This window comes from Bailinhaonella thermotolerans (assembly GCF_003594875.1).
GTDB classification, from domain to species: Bacteria; Actinomycetota; Actinomycetes; order Streptosporangiales; family Streptosporangiaceae; genus Bailinhaonella; species Bailinhaonella thermotolerans.
Map to the genome: position 1 here is coordinate 393,761 of NZ_QZEY01000005.1, position 25,323 is coordinate 419,083.

Consider the following 25,323-nt stretch of genomic DNA (forward strand, 5'->3'; position numbering starts at 1 on the left):
GAGGATCTGACACTGCATACGCTCCAAGCCCAGGCGCACGAGCCCTGTCATCTCATACGAAGTCTCGTGCGGGCGTCTCGCGTGATCTCTCGCGTGGGCGTCTCAAGCGGGCGGGGGCGGGCTGGGTGCGAATCCCCTCGCTGAAGGCGTCACCGATGTTTCACGTGAAACATGAGATCGCCACCTGAGAGAGGAGCGGCATGGCCCGGCGCTTAGGCACGGCCGGTGCGATGTTTCACGTGAAACATCGCGGGGGTGGTCACCGAGTCGGTGGCCACCCCCGCTACGCCTGTCAGTAGGACGACTCTTCCCTCATCACGTTCGCGGTCTCGGGGGACATCGTCGAGATGATGCGCTCCAGGTCTTCCAGCGTGGCGAACTCGACCACGATCCGGCCCTTTCGACGGCCGAGGTCCACCTTTACCTTGGTCTCGAACCGGTCGGAGAGACGGTCCGCCAGTTCCTTCAAGCCCGGCGCGACCGGCTGCTTGGAGGTGCGCTTACGCTCCGGAGCGGGGGCCGCCGAGGCGCCCCCCATCGCCACGATCTCCTCCACGGTCCGGACGGACAGGCCCTCGGCCACGATGCGCTGGGCGAGGTGGTCCTGGGCGGCCGGGTCGTCCAAGGTGAGCAGTGCCCGGGCGTGGCCGGCGCTCAGCACGCCGGCGGCGAGGCGTCGCTGCACCCTGTGCGAGAGCTGAAGCAGCCGCAGGGTGTTGGTGATGTGCGGGCGGGACTTCCCGACCTTCGCCGCGAGCTGCTCGTGCGTCGCGCCGAAGTCGTCGAGGAGCTGCTGATAGGCCGCCGCCTCCTCGATGGGGTTCAGCTCCTGCCGCTGCAGGTTCTCGATCAGGGCGTCACGGAGCAACTCGTTGTCCGTGGTCGCCCGGACGATGGCAGGAATCGTCTCCAGTCCGGCCACCTGTGAAGCGCGCCAGCGCCGCTCGCCCATGATGAGCTCGAACCTGTCCCGGCCGAGCTGCCGCACGACGACGGGCTGGAGCAGGCCCACCTCCCGGATCGAGAGGGCCAGCTCACCCAGCGCACCTTCGTCGAAGTGCTGACGCGGCTGGCGCGGGTTGGGAACGATCGAGCCGACCGGTAGTTCCGCGAAGAAGGCGCCCTCGACCGGCTTGGGAACGCTCTCGTCCTCGCTCCAGGGATCCACGATTTCCCGGCGCGTGCCGTTCGCCGGCACCGAGCCATGCGTCTCAGGATCAACTGGGGCGGAGGGCACGTCCACCGGCGCGGGACGCTCTGCCACCACCGCGCCTGCCGTGGCTCCTCCAGAGGAGGGCACGGTGACAGGAGGGGGCCCAGAGGGAATCAGCGCGTTGAGCCCTCTGCCCAGTCCTCGCGGCTGCTTACTCACACCATCTCCCACGCTCTAGCTGCCTCCGGGCGACATCCTGCCGCCCAGTTCCCCGGCTGACGCCAGGGCCGTCCCTCCCCGGCCGTTCGCCGGACCGTCGCTGCGGTCCGGCTCCTGTGCCGCGAAGCCTTCTCATCCGGCGAACCTCACCGGCGCACAGTCCCTCACCCGCTTAGGGCCGAGGAAGCAAAGCAAGCCTCTCCCCCGGGCCTTCGCAAGGAGCCGTCCTATGTTTCACGTGAAACACAGAGGCGATGTTTCACGTGAAACATAGCCCCTCGCTCAGGTCCGCCAAGCCAAGTGAAGCTCGCAAGAGCCCTTCTACCAGCGAGGGCTAGCGTTCCCTCACCTGAATCATCTGGAACCACGTCTCTCCCAACCCCTCACAGCTTCCCCGCGGCCACAGCCGTGCCGCATTCGCCGGATCTCTGGGAGGAAGGGATCACTTGGGCGCCCGACGCGCCCCGCACAGGCCCGGCGCTCCCCGCCGGCTAACCGCGATGCCCGTTCGGAGACGCCGCCCCGCGGTGCGCCAGCTCGCGGGCCGCGTCCATGTAGGCCATGGCGCCGCTGGACCCCGGGTCGTACGTCATCACCGACTGGCCGTAACTCGGAGCCTCCGAGACCCGGACGCTCCTCGGAATCAGCGTGCTCAGCACCAGATCACCGAAGTGGGATCGCACCTCGTCGGCCACCTGGGAGGCCAGCCTCGTGCGCCCGTCGTACATCGTCAGCAGGATCGTCGAAATGTTGAGCTGGGGGTTGAGGTGAGCACGCACGAGGTCCACGTTGCGGAGGAGCTGGCCGAGCCCTTCGAGCGCGTAGTACTCGCACTGGATGGGGATCAGCACCTCCTCGGCGGCCACCATGGCGTTCACCGTCAGCAGTCCGAGCGAGGGCGGGCAGTCGATGAGGATGTAGTCCAACTCGTCGAGGTTGTACGCCGTGAGCGCGCGCTTCAGGCGGGACTCCCTGGCGACGAGCGAGACCAGCTCGATCTCCGCGCCCGCCAGGTCGATCGTGGCCGGCGCGCACAGCAGGTTGGGCATGTCCGGCGCGCTCTGCACGATCGACGCCAGCGCCAGGTCGTCAACGAGTACCTGATAGATGGAGGGGACATCCCCCCGGTGTTCCACCGCCAGGGCCGTGGACGCGTTGCCCTGCGGGTCGAGGTCCACCACCAGGACGCGCTGCCCATGCATCGCCAGCGCGGCAGCGAGGTTGACCGTGGTCGTGGTCTTCCCCACCCCGCCCTTCTGGTTGGCGACCGTGATGACGCGGCAACGCGGAGGGCGGGGCCACGCGGGCGCGGCCGGGACGTGCTCGACCGTCTCCACCCCCGATGTTTCACGTGAAACATCGTTGGTTTCACGTGAAACATCGGCACTGAGCGCTCCGCCGGCCAACCCTGTTTCCCCTGCCTCAAGAGACGTGAACGTCTGCGTGCTGTCAGAACTCATGGCGCCTCCAGGCCAACCAAGTCCGGATGTACGGTCGAACGCCCCGCTGACCCCCGAAGTCGGCCAGCCCAAGCCCCGCGCCGTGTCCGGCAAGACCGTCACCTCTTCCGTCTGCCCCTCGGGCTGGTCCCACCCGCCCGCCGCTGGCCGGTCTCATCCGACTGACGCGACCGGCGCTTCGCCCCCGACTTCGCCACGGGCGCCCGGCCCGCGACCACTCGGACGAGAGTGGCAGGCGGATCGACCTTACCGCGACCGACTTGAAGGAGTTCAGCCGTTTCGGCGCCGCACGCCCGAAGTTGTGCCTCCGCCTCTTCGAGTTCGGCCTCTGCTCGCTCTCCCTTCATCGCGATCAGCTCACCGCCCTGGCGAAGCAGCGGCAGCGTCCACCGAACCAGCCGTTCGAGCGGAGCCACCGCCCGCGCGGTCGCGACGTCGAACTCGGCCTTGCCCACCAACTCCTCGGCCCGGCCCCGGACGACTTCGACGTTGTCCAGCCCCAGACCCTCCACGCACTCGGTGAGGAAGACCGTACGGCGGAGCAACGGCTCGAGCAGTGTCACGGACAGGTCGGGCCGCACGATCGCGAGCACCAGCCCCGGGAGGCCGGCCCCGGAGCCGACGTCCACGACGGACGCGTTCTCCGGAACGGCCTCGCCGACGACCGCGCAGTTGAGCAGGTGGCGATCCCATAACCGCGGCACCTCCCGCGGCCCGACGAGCCCTCGCACCACCGCCGGTCCGGCGAGCATCCCGGCGAACGCCTTCGCCCGCTCCCAGGCCTCTCCGGTGAACACCTCGCGGGCCGCCTCCGGCGGCTCCGGCACCTCAACAGTTTCGGACATTCCTCACGTTTCTCTGCTAGATCGTTCGCCGTACGCCGCCTTGGGGCCTCGCCCAAGACTCATCATCGCCTCAGCTCGCGGCTCCCGGGCCTTCCGCCGCGCCTCGACCGCCCGGCGCGCCGCCCAGGAAGCGCCGAACAAGCGAAGGAAGCACATCGGCCAGCGTAGACCCTCGTGCACCCACCCCCGGCGAGGCGACCGCCGCCTGTGGATACCGAATCACCCTGTGGACAACGCTGTCCGCCTAGCCCTCGAACCCAGCGCGACGTACCCGCTCAGCGCCGCGGTCCCGGCGGCCAGCCGCGCTCCAGTCGCTTCCAGGACCAGCCCACCCGGTTCCCGACGAGGAGCAGCCCTCCAGACCCGCCCGACACTGGGCCCCCCGCGAGCGCGAGGGCTCCCTCTGCCAAGCTCTCTGCCCGCCCCCCCTCACTGCTCCGCTCCACTGTTTTGCGTCTCGGGCCTCTGTGGCTATGCGCCTCGCGCGCCACTACGGCCTCAGCTTCCCCTAGTCACCGTGGTCGATGTTTCACGTGAAACATCGACCGCAGTCTTGCACTCCACCCCGTACCGAGTTCGCCGCTCCCCCAGGCTGGTGGCACTGCGGGGGAAGCCGCCCTCGCAGCCGCGGGGAGCGCCCGTCACAAGACGTGTCGCGGGCCGGATGATCCCCGCACAACGCGGCTCGGGAGCGGGGACCGTGGAAGCCGACATGCCAGGGCGAGCCCCGAGGGGTGGGACGCCCCAGCCCGCGAGACGCGACGGCCTCAGGCACAACACGAGACTCCGACGCAAGGCAGAGGAGTGGACGAGCGGGGGCACGAGGCGGAGGCGCAGAAGGGTGTAGGCGCGAGACGGTCCACCCCCGGTCTGGAGTTGCGATGTTTCACGTGAAACATCGCTTCGGATGGCTCACCGCCTCCCCCGCCACTCTGCTCCCCCTACCTCCGGCTGCCCTATCGCCTCCTGATCCCCGATTCCCACGGCCTTCAGCGAAGCCGGCCGGTAACCCGGAAGGAGGACTCCTGAGTCCTGTCGCGTATGCCGACGCGGGCTTAGGCCGTACCTTCGGGCCGATGTTTCACGTGAAACATCGAAGGGGGGCTGCGCCTGTCCCAGGCGTTCGACCCTCACAGACAGGCCGGCCTGCGGACACATGCGGCCTGGAGGTAGAGGTCCGCGGCCCGGAGACACGTACGGGCTCCAGGAAGGGGGCCACGTGGACAGGGACACCGCCGGAAGCGGGAGTCGGTGTCACTGCCGGGTTCTCGGGAGTTTGGTGGCACTGCCGGGCTCTAGGGAAAAGGGAAAGCCTCGGGCGATCGGGGGGATCGCGCCGAGGCTTCTGGGGGTGCCGTGGGTCAGGCGGGGAGGACCACCACGTAGCGGTTGGGCTCCTCGCCCTCGGACTCGCTGCGAAGGCCGGAGGCGGCCACCGCGTCGTGGACGATCTTGCGCTCGAAGGGGGTCATCGGCTGGAGGGGCTTCGAGCTCCCCGACCGCTTGACCTCCTCGGCGACCTCGGTGCCGAGCTTGGTGAGCTCGGAGCGGCGGCGCTCACGGTAGCCGGCGATGTCGAGCATCAGGCGGCTGCGCTCGCCCGTCTGGCGGTGCACGGCGAGGCGGGTGAGCTCCTGGAGGGCCTCCAGGACCTCGCCGCGCTTGCCGACGAGCTCGTCGCCCTCGATGCCGACCACCGAGACGACGGCGCGGTCGCCCTCGACGTCCATGTCGATGTCGCCGTCGAGGTCGGCGATGTCGAGAAGGCCCTCGACGTAGTCAGCGGCGATCTCGCCTTCCTGCTCCAGCGCCGCGACATCGGGGATGGCGCGCTCCTCCTCCACGGAGTCGCGCTCGGTCACCGGGCTGGCCTCGGCTTCGGTCACGGCCGGACTCTCCTTAGAAAGCATGGTCTCAACGACAAGTGTGCGGTACGGCTAGCGCTTCTTGCCGCCGGTTCGCTTACTGCGAGGCTGCTGCCGCGGCTGCTGGCGCGTGATCTTGGGCTCCGGCGGCGCGGGCGGGGCGGTGTCCTGCGGCGGTTGCTTGCGGAACTTCGCCATCATGCCCGGCTTCTTCGGCTGCGGCTTCCCGTCGGCGCCGGGCGGCGGGTACTTGCTGTAGACCCAGTGCTGCTGCGCGAGCGACCAAACGTTCGTGGTCACCCAGTACAGGATCAGGCCCAGCGGGAAGCCCAGGCTGAAGAAGGCGAACAGCGGCGAGATGTACATCAGGATCTTCTGCTGCTGCGCCATCGGGTTGTCCGGCATCTGCGCGATGGAGCGCTTCACGCTCTGCCGCACCGTCAGGAACGTCGTCAGCGAGCTCACCAGCACGAAGCAGAAGAGCACTGCCTTCGCGAGGATCGGGTTCCCCACGTGCATTGTGCCCGTGAGAACGGAGTTGTCCGTGAGGAAGGTCGCCGGGACCGGCACCCCGAGGATGTGCGCCTTCTGCGCACTGTCGACCATCTCCTGGCTCATGCCGAACTTGGCCTTGCCACCGGCGATCGCGTTGAGCACCGCGAACATCGAGAAGAAGACCGGCATCTGGGCCAGGAGCGGGAGACAGCCTCCCAGCGGGTTAGCGCCCGCCTCCTGGTAGACCTTCATGGTCTCCTGGCTCATGCGCTGCTTGTCGTGCTTGTACTTCTCGCGGATCTTCTGGATCTGGGGAGCCAGCTCCTGCATCTTGCGCGAGGAGTGCAACTGCTTCAGCACGAGCGGGAAGATCAGCAGACGCATCAGCACCGTCAGCGTGATGATCGTCAGCGCCCAGTTGAGACCGCTGCTGGGGGCGATGAAGGTGCTGTACCCCTCGTGGATCTTTATCAGGACCCACGCGACGATCTCATAGAGCCAGTTCAGCCAAGCGAACTCCACCTAGCTAGTCTCCTCTCAAGGCGGTTCCCCTTGGCTGGGGCACCGGGTCGTAGCCTCCGGGGTGGAACGGGTGGCACCGGCCGATCCGGCGAATCGTCAGCCAGGTGCCCCGAAGCGCGCCGTGCACGCCGATCGCCTCCAAGCCGTACGCGCTGCAGGAAGGCTCGAAGCGGCAGCGCGGACCCAGAAGCGGACTGATGAACCTGCGGTAGAAGCGCACCCCGGACATGAGAAAACGCGCGACGACGCCGTGGTGTGCCGTCTCCTGCGCGGACGTCATGACGATTCCCGGTCCTTCGGTGCCTGCCGCCGGAGAAGTCGTTCGAGCGCGATGTCGAATTCGGCGGCCAGGCGCTCGGATCGCGCGGACGCGGCCTGGGGGTTGGCGCGTACCACAAGCAGGCTACCTCTCGGAAGCCGGTGCAAACGGTCGCGAACCACGTGGCGGAGGCGGCGGCGCACGCGGTTCCGCGTCACCGCGGGGCCGACGGCGCGGCTGACGATGAAGCCGACCCGGGGCGGGCGGTCCTCGTCTTCCACCTTCAGGTGCGCGACCAGGATCGGCCTGCCCGCACGGTCGCCACGGCGGACGGCGTGTCCGAACTCCTGGCTTCGCCGCATGCGGGACTCGGCTGGCAGCACTGCTTTTCCGGTCTCGTCGCTACCTGAGGTGCTCTTTATGGGACAAAACCCGTCTCGTACGGCTCGCGCCGGTCTGCACCGGGCGGGCGCCGTACGAGACGGGGTTGTGGATGACGCGTCAGGCGGAGAGCTCGGCCCGGCCCTTGCGACGGCGCGCGGCAAGGATGGCGCGGCCGGCCCGGGTGCGCATGCGCAGCCGGAAGCCGTGGGTCTTCGCGCGCCGACGGTTGTTCGGCTGGTAAGTACGCTTGCTCACTCTGGGGCTCCAGGTTGAAACGCTTGTCGAAGCAAAGGACTGCACGGCCCATCAGCACCGGCGACCCCCGGCCCGCGAGGGCATGCGAGAAGCCGTCGGGTGACAAGCCGACCGTCGTACGTTACGGGGTCGGGTGGTTCCAGGTCAAACGCGCGAACGCCGCCGCGCGAGTATCCACAGGCTCAGCCCACCCATCCCCCAAGCCCCACTAGTCTGTGGACAACGGCTTGAACGGGTGCTGTGAACACGGCTACTGTCGGCCCTCCGGACCTTCCCCTCACTGAGCTCGACTGGGAGGCCGGTACCCCAGCTTACGGGTGCCCGGTTCGGTGGCGCAGTCCGGTGCGCCCCCTCCCGGGACACCCATGAGCGGCTGTGCACACCGGGGCTCAACCTGTGCACAAGGGTGTGGATTACTGACCGGGCAGCGACCCGGACGACGGCCCGGAACGCGAAAATCCGGGGGGCGCACTGTGGATAACCTCACAGCGCGAACGCGAGGAGGGGACCTCTAAATGGACAGCATGGATCTCGCCTCGGTGTGGTCCCGTTCTCTCGAGGGGCTGGCCGACGGAACGATCCCCCCGCAGCAGCGGGCGTGGCTGGCCATGACGCGTCCGCTCGGCCTGGTGGAGGACACCGCCCTGCTCGCGGCCCCCAACGAGTTCGCCAAGGACATCCTGGAGACGCGGCTGCGCCCGATCATCGCGCACGCGCTCTCCCAGCAGCTCGGCCGGCCCATCCGGGTCGCGGTGACGGTGGACCCGGCGGCGGCTTCTCCACAGGGCGACGGTTCTCCACAGTCGTCCACAGGCGGTCCACAGGTTTTCCGCAGCAACCCGCGGCACAATCCACCGGGTAATCCACACGATGGGCGGGGTTCTCAACAGGCGGGCTCTCCGTACACAACCGGTCCACACCCTTATCCCCAGGATGGCCCGGGGATTTCCCCAGCTTCATCCCCAGGGGGACGAGACGCGCAAAGTGGACAGCGCCCGCCGTACACCCATGAGCATTCACAGCCTCAGGGATACGCCGACGAGTTGTTCCCTCGGGAGCAGTTCTCCACTGACGGTTTTCCCCAGGGGGCGCGTTCTCCCCAGGAGTTTCCCCAGGGATCGGACGCATTTCCCCAGGGTTCCGAATCGTTTCCCCAGTCTCCGGATCGTTTTCCCCAGGGGACGGACTCTTTTCCCCAGGGTGGCGACGGCTTTCCGCAGGGCGGCCAGCAGGGTGGCGGCGACTCCTACGGGCGTGACTCGTACGGCGCCGAGGCGTTCCCCAGGTCCTTCGACTCCGCCCAGACTGCCGAGAAGCCGTCCGCTTCTCCACAGCCCGTGCCGGAGCCCGCTCCCCAGCGGCGCGACCCGCAGCCGTCGTACGCCCCGGCGCGGCCGGCGGGCGGCCGGAGCTGGGAGTCGGGCAACGGCCGCACCTCCGCCGAGCCCGCGCGGCTGAACCCGAAGTACACCTTCGAGACCTTCGTCATAGGGTCCAGCAACCGGTTCGCGCACGCCGCGGCGGTCGCGGTGGCCGAGGCGCCGGCCAAGGCGTACAACCCGCTGTTCATCTACGGGGACTCCGGGCTGGGCAAGACGCACCTGCTGCACGCGATCGGCCACTACGCGCAGAGCCTGTACGAGGGCGCGCGGGTGAGGTACGTCAGCTCGGAGGAGTTCACGAACGACTTCATCAACTCGATCCGCGACACCAAGGCGGACGGGTTCCGCCGGCGCTACCGCGACGTGGACATCCTGCTTGTGGACGACATCCAGTTCCTGGAAAACAAGGAGCAGACCCAGGAGGAGTTCTTCCACACCTTCAACACCCTCCACAACGCCAACAAGCAGATCGTGATCTCCAGCGACCGGGCGCCGAAGCAGCTCGTGACGCTGGAGGACCGGCTGCGCAACCGGTTCGAGTGGGGCCTGATCACCGACGTCCAGCCGCCCGAGCTGGAGACCCGCATCGCGATCCTGCAGAAGAAGGCGGTGCAGGAGGGGCTCGCCGCTCCCCCGGACGTCCTGGAGTTCATCGCGAGCAAGATCTCGACGAACATCCGGGAGCTGGAGGGCGCGCTGATCCGGGTGACCGCGTTCGCCAGCCTCAACAGGCAGTCCGTGGACCTGGAGCTCGCCGAGATCGTGCTCAAGGACCTGATCCCGGACAGCGGCAGCACCGAGATCACGACGGCCACGATCATGGCGCAGACCGCGGCGTACTTCGGGCTGTCGATCGACGACCTGTGCGGCGGCTCGCGCTCGCGCGTGCTGGTGACGGCCCGGCAGATCGCGATGTACCTGTGCCGGGAGCTGACGGACCTGTCGCTGCCGAAGATCGGCCAGCAGTTCGGCGGACGGGACCACACGACCGTCATGCACGCCGACCGGAAGATCCGCTCGCTCATGGCCGAACGCCGCTCGATCTACAACCAGGTCACGGAACTCACAAACCGGATTAAGCAGCATTCGCGTAGCTGACAACGGCGGTAACCATGCACAGACTGTGGATAACTCCTGTGGATTGGCGTGGACAACCGGTGGATGCCTGTGAATACCGGGGTGTGGACGAAGTTGGGGACGACCGGTGGACAACCGGTGGACGAACCCCCAAGAACCTGGGGACGGACTGTGGGGAAACTTTGACCGTCCCCAGGCAACCACAGCTCATCCACCGTTCACCCACAGGGGCAGTGGATGAAAATATCGGGGGTGACCTGCGGAAACGGCCTTCATCCACAGTTTCCACCGCCCCTAATATGACTGCTTCCCTATCTCTCACCTAGGGACCGAGAACAACAGTTGGGGTTCCGCTCGTGCCGGACCCTGATCCACAGCCACACTTCATGCACAACAAACCTCACCCAGGAGGCGGGTCCACGTGATGTTCAGGGTCGACCGCGACGTGCTCGCCGAGGCGGTGGCATGGACCGCACGCACCTTGCCGGTGCGGCCGTCCGTCCCCGTCCTCGCCGGCATGCTCCTAGAAGTCACCGACGAGCAGCAGCTCAAGCTGTCGGGATTCGACTACGAGGTCTCCGCGCAGGTGACGCTGGACCTCCAGTCGGGCGACGCCGGCAAGGTGCTGGTCTCCGGCAAGCTGCTCGCCGAGATCACGCGCGCGCTCCCCGCACAGCCTGTGGACTTCGTCGTCGACGGCGCCAAGGCGGTCGTCACCTGCGGCAGCGCCAAGTTCACCCTGCTGACCATGCCTGTGGAGGACTACCCGTCCCTCCCGGCGATGCCCCCGGCCACCGGGGTCGTCGGCAGCGACGTGTGGGCCTCGGCCGTCTCCCAGGTCGCCGTGGCCGCCGGCCGCGACGACACGCTCCCGCTGCTCACCGGGGTGCGCGTCGAGATCGAGGGCGAGTCCGTCACGCTGGCGGCCACCGACCGCTACCGCCTCGCCGTACGCGAGCTGTCCTGGCAGCCCGAGCAGCCCGACATCTCCGCGGTGGCCCTGGTGCCGGCGCGCACGCTCGCCGACACGGCGAAGTCGCTGACCACGGGCGCGCAGGTCGAGATCGCGCTGACCTCGGGCGGCGGCGGTGGCGGCGAGGGCATGATCGGTTTCGAGAGCGGTGGCCGCCGCACCACGACGCGGCTGCTCGACGGGGAGTTCCCGAAGTACCGCTCGCTGCTGCCGACCGAGTTCAGCGCCCGGGCCGACCTGGCCACCGGGCCGTTCGTCGAGGCGGTCAAGCGCGTGTCGCTCGTCGCGGAGCGCAACACCCCGGTGCGGCTGTCGTTCCGCGGCGGCGAGGTCGTGCTGGAGGCGGGCAGCGGCGACGAGGCACAGGCTGTAGAAGTCCTGGAGACCGAGTTCGACGGCGACGCGATCGACATCGCGTTCAACCCGGGCTTCCTGCTGGACGGCCTGGGCGCGATCGACTCCGACATCGCTCGACTGCAGTTCACCACCTCGACCAAGCCCGCGATCCTCACCGGCAAGCCCGCGGACGAGCCCGCCGCCACGCCGTACCGCTACCTGATCATGCCCATCCGGCTCTCCAGCTAACCCCGTCCCCACAGGGGTTTTCCACATCCTCCGGGGGAGTTCCCCGCCCCCCGGGGGTTCGTCCACAGCCGCGTGTACGGCTCCCGCGTCCGGTACGGCCGTCGCGCCCGTACGGCCGATGCCGCGGTATGGCCGCCGCCGCGATTCGGCGGGAGCCGTACCGCGGGGCGTGGGATCGCCCTGGCGGGAGCCGTGACGCGGCGTGAGGGGCCCCTGAGGCGGGAGAGGTCTTCCGGGGCCTGGAAGGCGCAGGTGGCGTCTCAGGCCGTTCTGGAGCCTCTCCCGGGGGTGGGGTCGCAGGGCCGCCCCGCACGACATCCGCCCTTCGCGGCGGATGTCCCCGGATCTCCCGCGGATGTCCCCACGGGCCCCGGGCCTGTGGCCGTGTCGACGTCGAGCGAGTTCCCACAGCGGCGCGACTCCAGGTCCCCACCGTCTGTGGACGGGGGAGGAAGCCCAGCCACCTGTCCACAGACGATCGCGGACATCCACGACGGGTACCCGCCCTCGCCCACCACGGCCCGTACGGCTCGGCGCCGTGGCTGTGGACGTCGGCTCGGGATGGGCGGTGCGTGGACGTTCCCCGCGACTGAGCCTCTGTGCGTCCCGGCCGGCGGCTGTGGATGGAAGACGGGATTCCGCCCCGGGCGCGGCCGGAGGCCCTCCGGCGACCGCGCGCCGGCCCGGGCTCGCGCCGGCCTGGGCGCGAGCCGTACGCCCAAGGATGTGGACGGACACCGGGGCGCGGTTTCCACAGGGTCGGGTGGGGAGGGTTCTGGGTGAGATGGCTGGCCGCGCGGGCATGACCGGCTCGCACGGCAGGGCACGCCCGGGGCGCTCGGCGGGTTTGTCCACAGCGCTGTGGACAAACTCTGGGGATAAGACCCCGCGGTTCGGAGTGGTCCGGTGATCCGGAATGATTGGGAGATGGGGGTGATTCCGCATGCAGATCGGCATGATCGGCCTGGGCCGCATGGGCGGCAACATGGCCGAACGGTTGCGCAGAGGCGGCCACGAGGTGGTCGGCTACGACGCGAATCCTGAGGTCAGCGACGTAGCGAGCCTCAAGGCACTGGTCGAGGCGCTCGCCGCGCCGCGCGTGGTGTGGGTGATGGTGCCCGCCGGGGAGCCGACGAGGCTGACCCTGGAGGAGCTCGGTCAGCTCATGAGCGCGGGCGACATCGTGATCGACGGTGGCAACTCGCACTATGTGGATGACCGCGTCCACGCCGAGCAGCTCGGCGGCAAGGGCGTCGGTTTCGTCGACGTGGGCGTGAGCGGCGGCGTCTGGGGTCTCCAGAACGGCTACGCGCTCATGGCCGGCGGCGAGACGGAGCACATCCAGCGCCTGATGCCGATCTTCGAGACCCTCAAGCCCGAGGGCCCGGACGGCTTCGTCCACGCGGGCGACGTCGGCGCCGGGCACTTCGCCAAGATGGTCCACAACGGCATCGAGTACGGCATGATGCAGGCGTTCGCCGAGGGCTACGAACTGCTTCGCGCCTCCGACGCCGTCAAGGACGTGCCGGGGATCTTCTCGAGCTGGCGCACCGGCACCGTGATCCGTTCCTGGCTGCTCGACCTGATGGTCAACGCGCTGAACGAGGACAACGACCTGTCCGGCATCCGCGGCGTCGCCCAGGACTCCGGCGAGGGCCGGTGGACCGTGCAGGCCGCCGTGGACCACGCCGTGCCGCTGCCGGTGATCACCGCCGCCCTGTTCGCGCGCTTCGCGTCGCGCCAGGACGACTCCCCCGCCATGAAGGTCGTCGCCGCGCTGCGGAACCAGTTCGGCGGGCACGCCATCACCTCGGCCGCCGGCGAGGTCGGCAAGGGCGCGGACTCCCCCGGCGCCGACGTCGCCCCGCCTCCCGAGGCCCGCTGACACCCACGGCTCCACCCCCGCTCGCCCACGGCCTGTGGATCCCGCTCACGGAAATCCACAGGCCGGTCGACGGCGCACCGCCGCCCTGGGCGTACGGCGTGGACCCGAGCCCGGCGCGCCCGATCAGCGGCCGGTTCACAAGCGGCGCGGGACGCGTCCGCGCCCGTTTCGCGGCGTCCGGGGTGACTCGCGGCCCGCGCTCCGGCTCCTCCCGAAAGAAGTCCCCGGGAGTGAGGGGCAGCCACATGCCTGGCCTGAGCCCGGGCGAGGAGCGGACCCGCCCTGTGGACAGCGTCGCGCAGAAGCCGGATGTCCACATGTCCACAACCCCGGCGCCTCCGGGAGTCCGGCAGGGATCGGGGCACGGACCTCGGCGGGAACGTGTAGGGCCATGAGCGTGATTGCCCGGGAGGCGGAGGCACACGACGCGGTCCGCACAGGTGGCGGCACCTGCGCACAACGCCATACCCGCACACACCAAGGCTCGCTTGTCCACAGGGCGTGAATCTCCGCCGGGGACAGCGACGTAGCCCGTCACTCATCTTCTCCACCTGCGGCGACGATGGCCCGCCGCCCCGCACCCCACCGGGCGAGCCTGTCGGCGGGAGCCGTACGGCGTGAGCCAGGCCGCTGTGGACGAGCCGGGCGCCCGTGGACGAGACGACGCCGCTGCCCACAGCGGCCGCCGTGTCCACAGGCGGCCTCGCCCGTCGTGGGGACACGGATCGCCCGGGCACGCGGGGCGTCCCGTCGTCCACAGGCGGCGGTCTCCGGGCCGGGGGCAGGGGGCCGCGGCGACTAAGCTCGGGCGGGTGCACGTCGCCCATCTGTCGCTGACCGACTTCCGGTCGTACGCCGAGGTCGAGCTCCCCCTGGAGCCCGGCGTGACCGCGCTCGTCGGACCTAACGGGCACGGCAAGACCAACCTCATCGAGGCCATCGGATACGTCGCCACCCACGGCAGCCACCGGGTCGCCTCCGACGCCCCGCTCGTACGGCACGGCGCCGCGCGGGCGATCGTCCGCGCCGCGATCGTGCACGAGGACCGCCGGGCGCTGGTCGAGCTGGAGATCAACCCGGGCAGGGCCAACCGGGCCCGGCTGAACCGCTCCCCCGTCCCCAGGCCGCGCGACGTGCTGGGGATGCTGCGCACCGTGCTGTTCGCGCCCGAGGACCTGGCGATGGTCAAGGGCGATCCCGCCGAGCGCCGCAGGTTCCTCGACGACCTGCTGGTGGCCCGGGCGCCCCGGTTCGCCGGCGTGCGCGCCGACTACGAACGCGTGCTCAAGCAGCGCAACGCCCTCCTCCGCTCGGCCGCCAAGTCCGGCCGCACGCGGGCGGGGGCGCTGCCCACCCTCGACGTGTGGGACTCCCATCTCAGCCGCGCCGGCGCGGAGCTCCTCGGCGCGCGCCTGGAGCTCGTCGCCGCCCTGCGCCCCCTGGTCGCCACGGCCTACTCCGCGCTCGCGCCCTCCTCCGGCGCCGCCGAGTTCGACTACAAGTGCTCCACCGAGCTGCCCGACACCACCGACCGCGAGGTCCTGGCCGCCGCGCTCCAGGCGGGCCTCGCGGCCGTACGCTCCAACGAGCTGGAGCGCGGCATCACCCTCGTCGGCCCGCACCGCGACGAACTCGCCCTCCGCCTCGGCCCCCTGCCCGCGCGCGGATACGCCAGCCACGGCGAGTCCTGGTCCTACGCCCTGGCCCTCCGCCTGGCCGCCTACGAACTCCTCCGCGCCGACGCCGGCGACCCCGTCCTCATCCTCGACGACGTCTTCGCCGAGCTCGACACCCAGCGCCGCGCCCGCCTCGCCGACTTCGTCGCCCCCGCCGAGCAGGTCCTCATCACCGCCGCCGTCCCCGAGGACGTCCCCCCGCGACTCGCCGGCGCCCGCTACGACATCACCGAAGCCACCGCGACCCGCACCCCCTGAAACCCCCAGGCCGGGACCGACGGCCGAGCAAGGGCAGACGGTGCGGACCGGGACAAGCCCCGCATGCCGTACGGCTGGCGCGGCCCCCGACCTTGATCCCCAGTCCCGAGCGGCCGCCCCCACGCGAAAACCTCGACAGCGCCCCCGAGTGCGCACTCCCTCCCATCGAAGCCCGAACGCCCCCCGCCACCGCTAAGAACGAGGAGAAACCACCTCGGCATCCCACCCCTCACGTTGATCTTGTGATCTCACACCATCCCCGACATCACCTGAAGCCTCGGGCTCGCGGCGGGGGTGCGGGATCGCAAGATCACCCGGGCAGGGGGGCAGGGGCCAGGGGGCAGGGGCGCGGGGCGGTGGGTGGTCGCGGCTCGCAGAGGAGCGGTCGGGCTCGGGCCGGAGAGACGCCGCGGACCGGGCTTCAGGCGGGGAGGCGGCTGGTGAGGCCGTCCAGGAGGGCCTGGAGTCCGTAGTCGAAGGTGGGTTCGCCGGGCTCGCCGGCCATCGACTCCTCGGTGCGGGCGCGCAGGCGGGGGAAGCCCCGGGCGATCTCGGTGATGTACTCGACGGTCTCGCGGGCCTCGCGTTCCTCGTCGGCGCCGGCGCGGCGGAGGTGGGCGCGCCAGGCAGCCTGGGCGGCCTCGCCCTGGGCGGCGCCGATCACGTACATCAGGACGGCGGCGGCCGCGTGGTCGGCGTGATGGCCCGTGAAGCCCGCGGACTCGTAGATGGCCAGGCTGTGGTCGTCGTAGCGGGCCTTGCCGGGGCCGTAGATGATGTGGGTGCTCATCGCGGGGAGCAGCCAGAAGTGGCGCGCGATCGTCTCGTAGGTGCCGTGGGCGATCCGCGTCGCCGCCTCCCGCCAGCCGACGGCGTCGAGGTCGGGCAGCGGGATCTCCGCGAACACGTGGTCCGCCGCCAGCACCACCAGCTTGTCCTTGCTCTTGACGTGGTAGTACATCGCGGTCGCAGCCGAGCCGAGCTGGGCGCCCAGCCGGCGCATGTTCAGCCCGTCCACGCCTTCGGCGTCCAGGACTTCGACGGCGGCCTTGACGATCTGCTCTTTGGTGAGGGTGTCTCGCGGCATGGGGCCAGCATAGCGAGGGATTTGCACAAAGTTCGAGAGCCTTCTTGAACTTTGTGCGATCCTCCGTCTATCGTCGAACTAAGTTCAACAGCCGACCCGCGAGGAACCCTCATGAACCCCCGCTTTCGTCCCCGGCCGGTGATCGCGGCGGTGGTCGTCCAGGCGCTGACCGTCGTCCCGTTCCTGATCGGGATCCTGGTCGTCCTCCTGTACGGCGGGCGCGCGCAGTCCGCCGCCGAACGCGAGATGCGCCGCCAGGGCCTGTCCGCCACGGCCCTGACCAGGAACGGCGTGGACTTCGGCGGCAGCGAGGGACTCGCCGTGCTCATCGTCCTGCTCCTGGTGGCCGCCGCGCTGCTCGTCCTGGCCGGGAAGCGGGCCGGCCGCCTCCTGTCCTGGGTGCTCCACCCCGTGCTGTTCGTCCTGGGGATCGTCATCGTCCCCGTGCAGTTGTTCACCGCCCGCTTCCTCGCGTCCTCCTTCGCGGACGCGGGCGACCCCGAACTCGCCCGCGTGGACGTCCCCGCCCTGGTCGCGGCGGCCGCCCAGGCGATGCCGGCCTGGCTGCCCGCCGTGAACGCCGCCAAGCTCGTCCTCACGACCCTGGGCTCCCTCGCCGTCGTCGTCCTGCTCGCCCTCCCCTCCGCCCGCGCCCACTTCCGCAAGCCCCCAGCCGCCGCCTGACGTCAGCCGCCCCTCCCGCCGCTGCCTCATCACGTGGACAGCGGGAAGAGGGCGTCACCGCGGCTCAAAGGGGTGGGGATCGCGGCTGTGGACACCGGCGGCGCCTGGTCGCCCCCGCCGTGTCGTGCACAGGCCCGGCCCGCCTCCTGTGGACGGGACGTCGTACGCCACGGGAGCGGGGCGCCTCGCCGTACGGCGGCAGCGGGGCCGGGGGGAGGTGCGCGTGTTGGGCGGATTGAGGGGAGGGGGTGGCGTAGCCTCTCTGGTCTCGGGGGCCGGCGTCGGCGATGGGAGGGTTGTGATGGCCGAGGAGGCGGAGCGTCCGGTGCTCAGTGGGGCGGCGCTGGCGCGGGAGAAGCTGGCGCAGGCCAAGGCGGACGCTGCGCGCCGGGGACAACTGCCCAGGAGCGAGCCGCGCCGCCGTGCGGCCGGGCCGCGCCGCGACGCCGGCGACCCCCAGCTCCTCGGGCGCGCGATCGCCGACCTGCTGGCGGCCCGCGGCTGGGAGCAGCCCGCCGCCGTCGGCAACGTGTTCGGCCGCTGGAAGGAGATCGTCGGCCCCGACCTGGCCGCCCACACCAAGCCCGAGTCCTTCGAGGACGGCGAGGTCATCGTCTCGGCCGACTCCACCGCCTGGGCCACGCAGGTGCGCCTCCTGGCCGCCACCCTCGTGCGCCGCCTCAACGAGGAACTCGGCGAGGGCACCGTCAAGCGCGTGAAGGTCCGCGGCCCCCGCCTCGGCCCCAAGCCCCGCGGCGGCCTCCGCGTCACCGGCAGCAAGGGCCCCGGCGACACCTACGGCTGACCGTCCACACCTCCCTGTGGACAACCTCTTCCCCGGCGCACTCCTCGAACGGCGTGAACCGGCCCCCGGGCGCCCTCCGCCGGCTTCGCCCACCCGCCCACCCCGCCGACTCCCCCGCGACCATCCGCGCGTCCCATCGTTCGTCCGCGCCTTCCCCACCTCGTTCCAACCCCGCTCCCGACCCGCACCCGACCCCGAGACGGACGCGCCACACCCTCACCCGTCCAGGAGCCGCAGGCCCGCGTGCTTGCCCGCCCAAGTTGTCCACACCCTGTGGACAACTTGGGGACTATCGCGGCCCTCTAGAACGTTGTGTCTAGTACCGGAAATGTCCGGGTGAGCGCCTAGAGTCGCGCTCGCGCATCCTCTTCCCCCGGAGCCTCATCTGGTAAGGGCGAGGGTCTCATCGCTTTCTTGAGCGAAGCGACCCCGTTCCCCGTGGGGGGATGCTTGCGCGGGGGGTCGGGCGATTACAGGCCACCACAGGCCCTGTCATTGCCCCCTCCGGCCCTCTGGGCAGGTAGAATGAAATCGGATTCCGGACACGTCCGTGGGCGCGTCACGCCGCACTCCACGGCTGGCCGCACGGGGTGACCGGCGCGGGCCGGAGCGTGAGCGACAGGCCCGGGCCGACGGTCAGAAACAGGCAGTACGACGGTGACGGGCAGGGTCGGGGCAGGCGAGGCCGAGAGCACGCCGCCCGGGCACGTGTCCGCGGCAGGAGGATCAGCACTTGTCCTACGACGCAGGCTCAATCACTGTCCTGGAGGGTCTTGAGGCCGTCCGCAAGCGCCCGGGCATGTACATCGGCTCGACGGGCGAGCGCGGCCTCCACCACCTCGTGTACGAGGTCGTCGACAACGCGGTCGACGAGGCGCTGGCGGGCTACGCCGACACCATCGAGGTGACGCTGCTGGCCGACGGCGGCGTCCGCGTCTACGACAACGGGCGCGGCATCCCGGTCGGCATGCACCCGGTCGAGAAGCGCCCCGCGGTCGAGGTCGTCCTGACCGTGCTCCACGCCGGCGGCAAGTTCGACGGCAAGTCCTACGCGGTGTCCGGCGGCCTGCACGGCGTCGGCGTCTCCGTCGTGAACGCCCTGTCCACGCGCCTCGAGGTCGAGATCTGCCGCGAGGGCCACGTCTGGCGCCAGCAGTACGCCAACTCCAAGCCGGTCGCGCCGCTGAGCAAGGACGAGGAGACGGCCGAGACCGGCACCACGGTCACGTTCTGGCCGGACGAGGAGATCTTCGAGACCACCGTCTGGAGCTTCGAGACGCTGTCGCGGCGGTTCCAGGAGATGGCGTTCCTCAACCGGGGCCTGACGATCTCGATCCGTGACGAGCGGGCCGACATGGTCACCACGGAGGACGAGGGCGCGGAGGCCACCGTCAAGGAGGCCACCTACCACTACGCCGACGGCATCGCGGACTTCGTGCGGCACCTGAACGCCAAGAAGGAGGCCGCGCACCAGTCGGTCATCGAGTTCGGGGCCGAGGGCGAGGGCATCTCGGTCGAGATCGCGATGCAGTGGAACCAGTCCTACTCCGAGTCGGTCTACACCTTCGCCAACACGATCAACACCGCGGAGGGCGGCACCCACGAGGAGGGCTTCCGCTCGGCGCTGACCAGCATCGTCAACCGCTACGCGTTCGAGCAGAAGCTCCTGCGCGAGGGCAAGGACGACAAGCTGACCGGCGAGGACATCCGCGAGGGCCTCACGGCGATCATCTCGGTGAAGCTCGCCGAGCCGCAGTTCGAGGGTCAGACCAAGACCAAGCTGGGCAACACCGAGGCCCGCTCGTTCGTGCAGAAGGCGTGCAACGACCACCTGCGCGACTGGTTCGAGCGCAACCCGGGCGAGGCCAAGGAGGTCGTGCAGAAGGCCAGCCAGGCCGCGCGCGCCCGCATCGCGGCCCGCCAGGCCCGTGACCTGACGCGGCGCAAGAGCCTGCTGGAGACCAGCGGCAGCCTGCCCGGCAAGCTGGCCGACTGCCAGTGGACCGACCCGGAGAAGTGCGAGCTCTACATTGTCGAGGGCGACTCGGCGGGCGGCTCGGCCAAGGGCGGCCGCGACTCGCGGTTCCAGGCGATCCTGCCGCTGCGCGGGAAGATCCTGAACGTCGAGAAGGCCCGGATCGACAAGGTCCTCAAGAACAACGAGGTCCAGGCGCTCATCACCGCGCTCGGCACGGGCGTCCACGACGAGTTCGACATCTCCAAGCTGCGGTATCACAAGATCATCCTGATGGCCGACGCCGACGTCGACGGCCAGCACATCCGCACGCTGCTGCTCACGCTGCTGTTCCGCTTCATGCGGCCGCTGATCGAGGCCGGTCACGTCTACCTGGCCCAGCCGCCGCTCTACAAGATCAAGTGGGACCGGAAGGGCGACGTCGCCGACTACGCCTACTCCGACCGCGAGCGCGACGAGATCATCAAGCAGGGCATCGCCCAGGGCAAGCGCGACCCGCGCCAGCACGACGGCATCCAGCGGTTCAAGGGTCTCGGCGAGATGAACGCCAGTCAGCTCTGGGAGACCACGATGAACCCGGAGACGCGACTCCTGCTCCAGGTCACGCTGGACGACGCGGCCCAGGCCGACGAGCTGTTCAGCGTGCTCATGGGCGAGGACGTCGAGGCACGGCGCTCCTTCATCATCCGCAACGCGCGGGATGTGCGCTTCCTCGACGTCTGACCGGCTGACGGGGCGACGGCAACACCGCCCCGCTAGCGCCCGCGTCAGCCGTACCGAACGAAAGAAAAGGATCTGCAACCCGTGACGGACGTGAACACGCCGCCGGCAGACCGCACCGAGCCGATCGACATCCAGTTCGAGATGCAGCGCAGCTACATCGACTACGCGATGTCGGTCATCGTGAGCCGGGCGCTGCCGGACGTGCGCGACGGTCTCAAGCCGGTGCACCGCCGCGTTCTCTACGCGATGTACGACGGCGGCTACCGGCCCGACCGCGGCTACTTCAAGTGCGCGCGCGTCGTCGGCGACGTCATGGGGACCTACCATCCCCATGGCGACAGCTCGATCTACGACGCCCTCGTACGGCTGGCGCAGAGCTGGTCGATGCGGTACCCCCTGGTGGACGGCCAGGGCAACTTCGGCTCCCCGGGCAACGACCCGCCCGCCGCGATGCGGTACACCGAGTGCAAGCTCGCGCCCATCGCGATGGAGATGCTGCGCGACATCGACAAGGAGACCGTCGACTTCGCGCCGAACTACGACGGCAAGTCGCAGGAGCCGAAGGTCCTGCCTTCGCGCATCCCGAACCTCCTGGTCAACGGCGCCGGCGGCATCGCGGTCGGCATGGCGACCAACATCCCGCCGCACAACCTGCGCGAGGTCGGCGAGGGCGTGCAGTGGGCCCTCGACCACCCCGAGGCCACGGACGAGGAGCTCCTCGAGGCGCTGATGCAGCGCATCAAGGGCCCCGACTTCCCGACGTACGGACAGATCGTCGGCCGCCGCGGCATCGAGGAGGCCTACCGCACGGGGCGCGGCTCGATCACCATGCGGGCCGTCGTCAACGTCGAGGAGGACGCCCGGGGCCGGCACCAGCTCGTCGTCACCGAGCTGCCGTACCAGGTCAACCCGGACAACCTCGCGCAGAAGATCGCCGAGCTGGTCCGCGACGGCCGCATCACCGGCATCGCCGACGTGCGTGACGAGACCTCGTCGCGCAGCGGCCAGCGCCTGGTCATCGTGCTCAAGCGCGACGCGGTCGCCAAGGTCGTGCTGAACAACCTGTACAAGCACACCCAGCTCCAGGACACCTTCGGCGCCAACATGCTGGCGCTGGTGGACGGCGTGCCGCGGACGCTGCGGCTCGACCAGTTCGTGCGCCACTACATCGCGCACCAGGTCGAGGTCATCGTCCGGCGCACCCGGTTCCTGCTGCGCAAGGCCGAGGAGCGGGCGCACATCCTGCGCGCGCTGCTCAAGGCGCTCGACCGGCTCGACGACGTCATCGCCCTCATCCGCGGCTCCGAGTCGGCCGCGTCGGCGCAGCAGGGCCTGAAGACCCTGCTGGACATCGACGACATCCAGGCCCAGGCCATCTTGGACATGCAGCTGCGCAAGCTGGCCGCCCTGGAGCGTCAGGCGATCACCGACGAGTACGACTCGCTGATGGCGCAGATCGCCGACTACAACGACATCCTGGCCTCCGACGTCCGCCAGCGGCAGATCGTCGGCGAGGAGCTCGCCGAGGTCGTGGCCAAGTACGGCGACGAGCGGCGCACCCAGATCGTGGCCTACGAGGGCGACATGTCCGCCGAGGACCTGATCCCCGAGGAGGACGTGGTCGTCACGATCACGCGCGGCGGGTACGCCAAGCGGACCAAGACCGACCTCTACCGGGCGCAGCGGCGCGGCGGCAAGGGCATCCGGGGCGCGCAGCTCCGGCAGGACGACATCGTCGACCACTTCTTCGTCACCACGACCCACCACTGGATCCTGTTCTTCACGAACAAGGGGCGGGTCTACCGGCTGAAGGGGTACGAACTGCCCGAGGCCGCCCGTGACGCCCGAGGCCAGCACGTCGCGAACCTTCTGGCCCTCCAGAGCGACGAACAGATCATGGAAGTCCTGGACCTGCGCGACTACGAGGTGGCTCCGTACCTCGTGCTCGCGACGCGCTCCGGGCTCGTGAAGAAGACCCGCCTGTCGGAGTACGACTCCCCCAGGTCCGGCGGCCTGATCGCGATCAACCTGCGTGACGACGACGAGGTCATCTCGGCGCGGCTGGTCTCGGAGTCCGACGACCTGCTGCTGGTGTCGCGGAACGCCATGGCGATCCGCTTCACGGCCAGCGACGAGTCCATGCGCCCCATGGGCCGCGCGACCTCCGGCGTCATCGGGATGCGCTTCGTCAACGGCGACGAGCTGCTTTCCATGGACGTCGTGCGCGAGGACGAGGATGTCCTGATCGCCACCGAAGGCGGTTATGCGAAGCGAACCCCTGTTGATCAGTATCCGGTGCAAAACCGGGGCGGAAGGGGGGTCCTGACCGCCAAGATTGTCGCAACTCGTGGCAAGCTGGTCGGGGCCCATGTCGTCCACCCCGGCGACGAGATCTTCGCGATCACGTCGGCGGGCGGTGTCATCAGGACCAACGCCAGCGAGATCAAGAGGTCTGGCAGGCAAACGATGGGGGTACGCCTGATGAATCTGGCGGAAGGTGACAGCGTGGTGGCGATCGCCCGCAACGCCGAGTCACTGGAGGACCCCGAAAACGGGGGAGGAGAGTAAGCGGTGAACGCCAACGTCGGCCCTGGTGCCGAAACCGGGAAAAAGCAGAAGACCGGCAAACCGGGTGCGCCTTCAACAAACGGGGCGAACCCCGGCGGCCGCGTCAGCCCCGGGGCCGACCGTGGTGTTGACAAGGCCGGGCCCGCCTCCGAGCGTGGGACGATGAACAACCCCGCGAAGGGCCCGGCCAAGGGTCAGGCGGCCAAGGGAGCCCCCCAGCCGGGCAAGGACGCCAAGCCCGAGTCCGTGGGCGCCCCGCCCAGCGCGCCCCGCACCGCGGCCGCGGCCCCGGCCGCGGGGGCTGCGTCGGGTACGGCCGGCGCGGCGCGGACCGGCGCCGTGGCCCCGGCCGCCGCGCAGACCCCGACCCGCCCGGCCAAGCCCGCCGCCGCGGCGACCACGGCCGCCGCCGCGGCCGAGTCGGGCAAGGAGGGCGCCGCCGGCAGCCGCGCGCCGCGCAAGGCCCACCTGGTGCTCCGCCGGGTCGAGCCCTGGTCGATGATGAAGTTCAGCTTCGTCGTCTCGCTGGTGTGCTTCGTCATCCTCTTCGTGGCCGTCGCGGTGCTGTACGGCGTGCTGTCCGCGCTGGGCGTGTTCGACTCCATCGCCGAGACCGTCAACACCCTCCTCAGCAACCCGGAGGGCAAGAAGGTCGGCGACATCAACGCCCACGAGTGGTTCTCCGCCGTCCGCATCCTCGGCTACACCGCCCTGCTGGGCGCCCTGAACGTCGTCCTCATCACCGCCCTGTCCACGGTCGGCTCGGTCATCTACAACGTGGTGGCCGACCTCGTGGGCGGCGTCGAGCTGACGTTCAGCGAAGCCGAGTGATCCCGTCGATGTCACATTAGGTCGCCGGGGAAGGTACCCTTATTCCAGTCGGAACGCCGGATTCGCAACCGGCCCCGACATGCGATAGCCTTCCTCGGCACCCGCAACACGGGGCTATAGCTCAGACGGTTAGAGCGCTTCCCTGATAAGGAAGAGGTCCCTGGTTCAAGTCCAGGTAGCCCCACCAAGAAAGACCAGGCAGAAGGCCCGCCCCGCGAGGGGACGGGCCTTTCTCGTCATCCCCTGGGAGGAACCCGGGAGATCGACTCCGGCGCGCCCCCCAGTACGGCCGCTCCTGAGCCGCGCCATCAGTTCCTCGCGCGGTCCGGCGGGAACGGCGGGCCGCCCCCAGCGTGTCCCCACGGGGGACGTGCCTAGGTGACCGTCCATTCGCCCGTCTCGCCGGCGAATCCGGAGTTCAGCGTGAACTGGAACGTCGCGATCTTCGCCTTCTTGGGGACCTCGAACACCAGATACCCTCGCCGCCGATCGCCGGGGCCGATCTTCGCCGTCGAGAGCGGCTGGCCGCCGCTGACCCGCTGGTAACTCGGCATGTACTGCTCGCCCTCGGCGTCCACGAGAACGGCGCCGTTCTCGGGGCTGTCCTGGTAGACGATTTGCCCGGAATTCTTGAGCGTCACCTGGATCGCGACGAATCTCTTTCCTCTCTCCGGCGTGGTGTACTCGTCCTCGCCCCTGGCGTTCTGGAGGACCTTGTTCACGGTCACGTCCATCGTCAGCCCTTCGGGATCGCCCTTGAGGGTGAGGGTGTCGCCGGCGCTCGCCACGCGCTTCTGCGAGGCCGGGCTCTCGGCGGCCAGGTCTTCGCTCTGGGTGGGTTCGACGGACGGCTGGGCGTCTGGGGGCGGTTGTCGATGGAAGGCGTGCCGCAGGCGGTGACCAGGGCGACGAGCAGGGCTCCGGAGGCGAGGGTGAGCTTCTGTGGGTAAGGACGCATATTCGATCTCCGTGCGCTCAGTGAGGCGATGGATACGTGACGCGCGGAGCGAGATGTGGGGTTACCGGAGTTATCTCTAGGTAAGTGACCTCTCACTTGTCGGCCCTGTCGTCTCCTGTGCCAAGGGGGCCAGACCCGGCTTCGTATCCCGGCCCGTGAGGAAGCTCATCCTTGGAGGCGCTGCGTGAACTCGAAGACGATCCCACCGCTGAGTTGATCGCGGGTACGGCTCGCGGTGCCGTACACCTGGAGATGACGCGCCACCTATGTCCCCCGCGACCCGGGCTTCCGCCGCCTGCTGGAGACCGGCGACCTCGATCACTACGGCTTCAGTGAGCCGGTGTGGGCCTGGAGTCGGCCGGCGGCCTTGGAGTAGAGGTGAGGGGCGCCTGCGCGTGT

General features: G+C 69.7%; 19 protein-coding genes and 1 tRNA gene. 10 read left to right on the plus strand and 10 right to left on the minus strand.

All coding sequences use genetic code 11. The features are described 5' to 3' along the window. Positions 1 to 292: 292 nt before the first annotated feature. The 8 genes from D5H75_RS17210 to rpmH form a co-directional block, all read right to left on the minus strand. The gene (locus D5H75_RS17210; RefSeq protein WP_119927467.1) at positions 293 to 1,372 is read right to left on the minus strand and encodes a ParB/RepB/Spo0J family partition protein; all 1,080 of its coding nucleotides are present in this window, start codon (positions 1,370 to 1,372) and stop codon (positions 293 to 295) included. A 491-nt stretch (positions 1,373 to 1,863) separates the two neighbouring features. Further along, positions 1,864 to 2,832 carry a ParA family protein gene (locus tag D5H75_RS17215; protein ID WP_119927468.1) on the minus strand — a complete coding sequence of 323 codons (969 nt, stop codon included), beginning with the start codon at positions 2,830 to 2,832 and terminating at the stop codon, positions 1,864 to 1,866. Between the two features lie 98 nt (positions 2,833 to 2,930). Then, the gene (rsmG, locus tag D5H75_RS17220; protein ID WP_119927469.1) at positions 2,931 to 3,677 is read right to left on the minus strand and encodes a 16S rRNA (guanine(527)-N(7))-methyltransferase RsmG; all 747 of its coding nucleotides are present in this window, start codon (positions 3,675 to 3,677) and stop codon (positions 2,931 to 2,933) included. Positions 3,678 to 5,038: 1,361 nt separating this feature from the next. Continuing rightward, a complete protein-coding gene (locus D5H75_RS17225) occupies positions 5,039 to 5,563 on the minus strand; it encodes a Jag family protein (RefSeq protein WP_242454295.1) in 525 nt (174 codons plus the stop codon). Between the two features lie 51 nt (positions 5,564 to 5,614). Beyond that, positions 5,615 to 6,559, minus strand: a complete 945-nt coding sequence (gene yidC, locus D5H75_RS17230) for a membrane protein insertase YidC (RefSeq protein WP_119927471.1) — start codon at positions 6,557 to 6,559, stop codon at positions 5,615 to 5,617. A 4-nt stretch (positions 6,560 to 6,563) separates the two neighbouring features. Continuing rightward, positions 6,564 to 6,839 carry a membrane protein insertion efficiency factor YidD gene (gene yidD / locus D5H75_RS17235; protein WP_119927472.1) on the minus strand — a complete coding sequence of 92 codons (276 nt, stop codon included), beginning with the start codon at positions 6,837 to 6,839 and terminating at the stop codon, positions 6,564 to 6,566. Then, complete coding sequence (rnpA, locus tag D5H75_RS17240) at positions 6,836 to 7,201, minus strand: ribonuclease P protein component (RefSeq protein WP_119927473.1); 366 nt, start codon at positions 7,199 to 7,201, stop codon at positions 6,836 to 6,838. Before rnpA ends, yidD begins: the two co-directional genes overlap by 4 nt. A 118-nt stretch (positions 7,202 to 7,319) precedes the next feature. Next, on the minus strand, positions 7,320 to 7,457 hold the full coding sequence (gene rpmH / locus D5H75_RS17245; RefSeq protein WP_030427886.1) for a 50S ribosomal protein L34: 138 nt from the start codon (positions 7,455 to 7,457) through the stop codon (positions 7,320 to 7,322). Positions 7,458 to 7,972: 515 nt separating this feature from the next. Between rpmH and dnaA the strand changes: the two genes are divergently transcribed. The 4 genes from dnaA (at position 7,973) to recF (ending at position 15,293) form a co-directional block, all read left to right on the plus strand. After that, positions 7,973 to 9,937: a chromosomal replication initiator protein DnaA gene (gene dnaA / locus D5H75_RS17250; protein ID WP_119927474.1), complete on the plus strand. Its 1,965-nt coding sequence runs from the start codon at positions 7,973 to 7,975 to the stop codon at positions 9,935 to 9,937. A 400-nt stretch (positions 9,938 to 10,337) separates the two neighbouring features. Further along, positions 10,338 to 11,474: a DNA polymerase III subunit beta gene (gene dnaN, locus D5H75_RS17255; RefSeq protein WP_119927475.1), complete on the plus strand. Its 1,137-nt coding sequence runs from the start codon at positions 10,338 to 10,340 to the stop codon at positions 11,472 to 11,474. Positions 11,475 to 12,417: 943 nt separating this feature from the next. After that, positions 12,418 to 13,359 carry a phosphogluconate dehydrogenase (NAD(+)-dependent, decarboxylating) gene (gnd, locus tag D5H75_RS17260; RefSeq protein WP_119927476.1) on the plus strand — a complete coding sequence of 314 codons (942 nt, stop codon included), beginning with the start codon at positions 12,418 to 12,420 and terminating at the stop codon, positions 13,357 to 13,359. An 812-nt stretch (positions 13,360 to 14,171) separates the two neighbouring features. Beyond that, positions 14,172 to 15,293, plus strand: coding sequence for a DNA replication/repair protein RecF (gene recF / locus D5H75_RS17265; protein ID WP_119927477.1), 1,122 nt, complete (start codon positions 14,172 to 14,174; stop codon positions 15,291 to 15,293). Positions 15,294 to 15,714: 421 nt separating this feature from the next. On the opposite strand, the gene D5H75_RS17270 is transcribed toward recF, so the two are convergent. Then, the gene (locus D5H75_RS17270) at positions 15,715 to 16,380 is read right to left on the minus strand and encodes a TetR/AcrR family transcriptional regulator (protein WP_119927478.1); all 666 of its coding nucleotides are present in this window, start codon (positions 16,378 to 16,380) and stop codon (positions 15,715 to 15,717) included. 111 nt (positions 16,381 to 16,491) lie between these two features. Here D5H75_RS17270 and D5H75_RS17275 point away from each other — a divergent pair, with 111 nt between their 5' ends. From D5H75_RS17275 to D5H75_RS17300, 6 genes are all read left to right on the plus strand, one after another. Then, positions 16,492 to 17,064, plus strand: a complete 573-nt coding sequence (locus D5H75_RS17275) for a hypothetical protein (protein ID WP_147425193.1) — start codon at positions 16,492 to 16,494, stop codon at positions 17,062 to 17,064. A gap of 301 nt (positions 17,065 to 17,365) precedes the next feature. Further along, on the plus strand, positions 17,366 to 17,869 hold the full coding sequence (locus D5H75_RS17280) for a DciA family protein (protein WP_202638235.1): 504 nt from the start codon (positions 17,366 to 17,368) through the stop codon (positions 17,867 to 17,869). Positions 17,870 to 18,602: 733 nt separating this feature from the next. Then, on the plus strand, positions 18,603 to 20,567 hold the full coding sequence (gene gyrB / locus D5H75_RS17285) for a DNA topoisomerase (ATP-hydrolyzing) subunit B (protein WP_119927481.1): 1,965 nt from the start codon (positions 18,603 to 18,605) through the stop codon (positions 20,565 to 20,567). An 81-nt stretch (positions 20,568 to 20,648) separates the two neighbouring features. Next, positions 20,649 to 23,135, plus strand: a complete 2,487-nt coding sequence (gene gyrA / locus D5H75_RS17290) for a DNA gyrase subunit A (RefSeq protein WP_119927482.1) — start codon at positions 20,649 to 20,651, stop codon at positions 23,133 to 23,135. Between the two features lie 162 nt (positions 23,136 to 23,297). Beyond that, positions 23,298 to 23,966 carry a DUF3566 domain-containing protein gene (locus tag D5H75_RS17295; RefSeq protein ID WP_119927483.1) on the plus strand — a complete coding sequence of 223 codons (669 nt, stop codon included), beginning with the start codon at positions 23,298 to 23,300 and terminating at the stop codon, positions 23,964 to 23,966. A 110-nt stretch (positions 23,967 to 24,076) separates the two neighbouring features. Next, a tRNA-Ile gene (locus D5H75_RS17300) sits at positions 24,077 to 24,153 on the plus strand. 187 nt (positions 24,154 to 24,340) lie between these two features. On the opposite strand, the gene D5H75_RS17305 is transcribed toward D5H75_RS17300, so the two are convergent. Next, the gene (locus D5H75_RS17305; protein ID WP_119927484.1) at positions 24,341 to 24,754 is read right to left on the minus strand and encodes a DUF4352 domain-containing protein; all 414 of its coding nucleotides are present in this window, start codon (positions 24,752 to 24,754) and stop codon (positions 24,341 to 24,343) included. Between the last annotated feature and the right edge of the window lie 569 nt (positions 24,755 to 25,323).

Bases quoted from the DNA above. Each gene is read 5' to 3' on its own strand.
- D5H75_RS17215 (WP_119927468.1), bottom strand. From the start codon at position 2,832: ATGAGTTCTGACAGCACGCAGACGTTCACGTCTCTTGAGGCAGGGGAA.
- rsmG (WP_119927469.1), bottom strand. From the start codon at position 3,677: ATGTCCGAAACTGTTGAGGTGCCGGAGCCGCCGGAGGCGGCCCGCGAG.
- yidD (WP_119927472.1), bottom strand. From the start codon at position 6,839: ATGACGTCCGCGCAGGAGACGGCACACCACGGCGTCGTCGCGCGTTTT.
- dnaA (WP_119927474.1), top strand. From the start codon at position 7,973: ATGGACAGCATGGATCTCGCCTCGGTGTGGTCCCGTTCTCTCGAGGGG.
- gnd (WP_119927476.1), top strand. From the start codon at position 12,418: ATGCAGATCGGCATGATCGGCCTGGGCCGCATGGGCGGCAACATGGCC.
- D5H75_RS17270 (WP_119927478.1), bottom strand. From the start codon at position 16,380: ATGCCGCGAGACACCCTCACCAAAGAGCAGATCGTCAAGGCCGCCGTC.
- D5H75_RS17275 (WP_147425193.1), top strand. From the start codon at position 16,492: ATGAACCCCCGCTTTCGTCCCCGGCCGGTGATCGCGGCGGTGGTCGTC.
- D5H75_RS17280 (WP_202638235.1), top strand. From the start codon at position 17,366: ATGGCCGAGGAGGCGGAGCGTCCGGTGCTCAGTGGGGCGGCGCTGGCG.
- D5H75_RS17295 (WP_119927483.1), top strand. From the start codon at position 23,298: ATGAACAACCCCGCGAAGGGCCCGGCCAAGGGTCAGGCGGCCAAGGGA.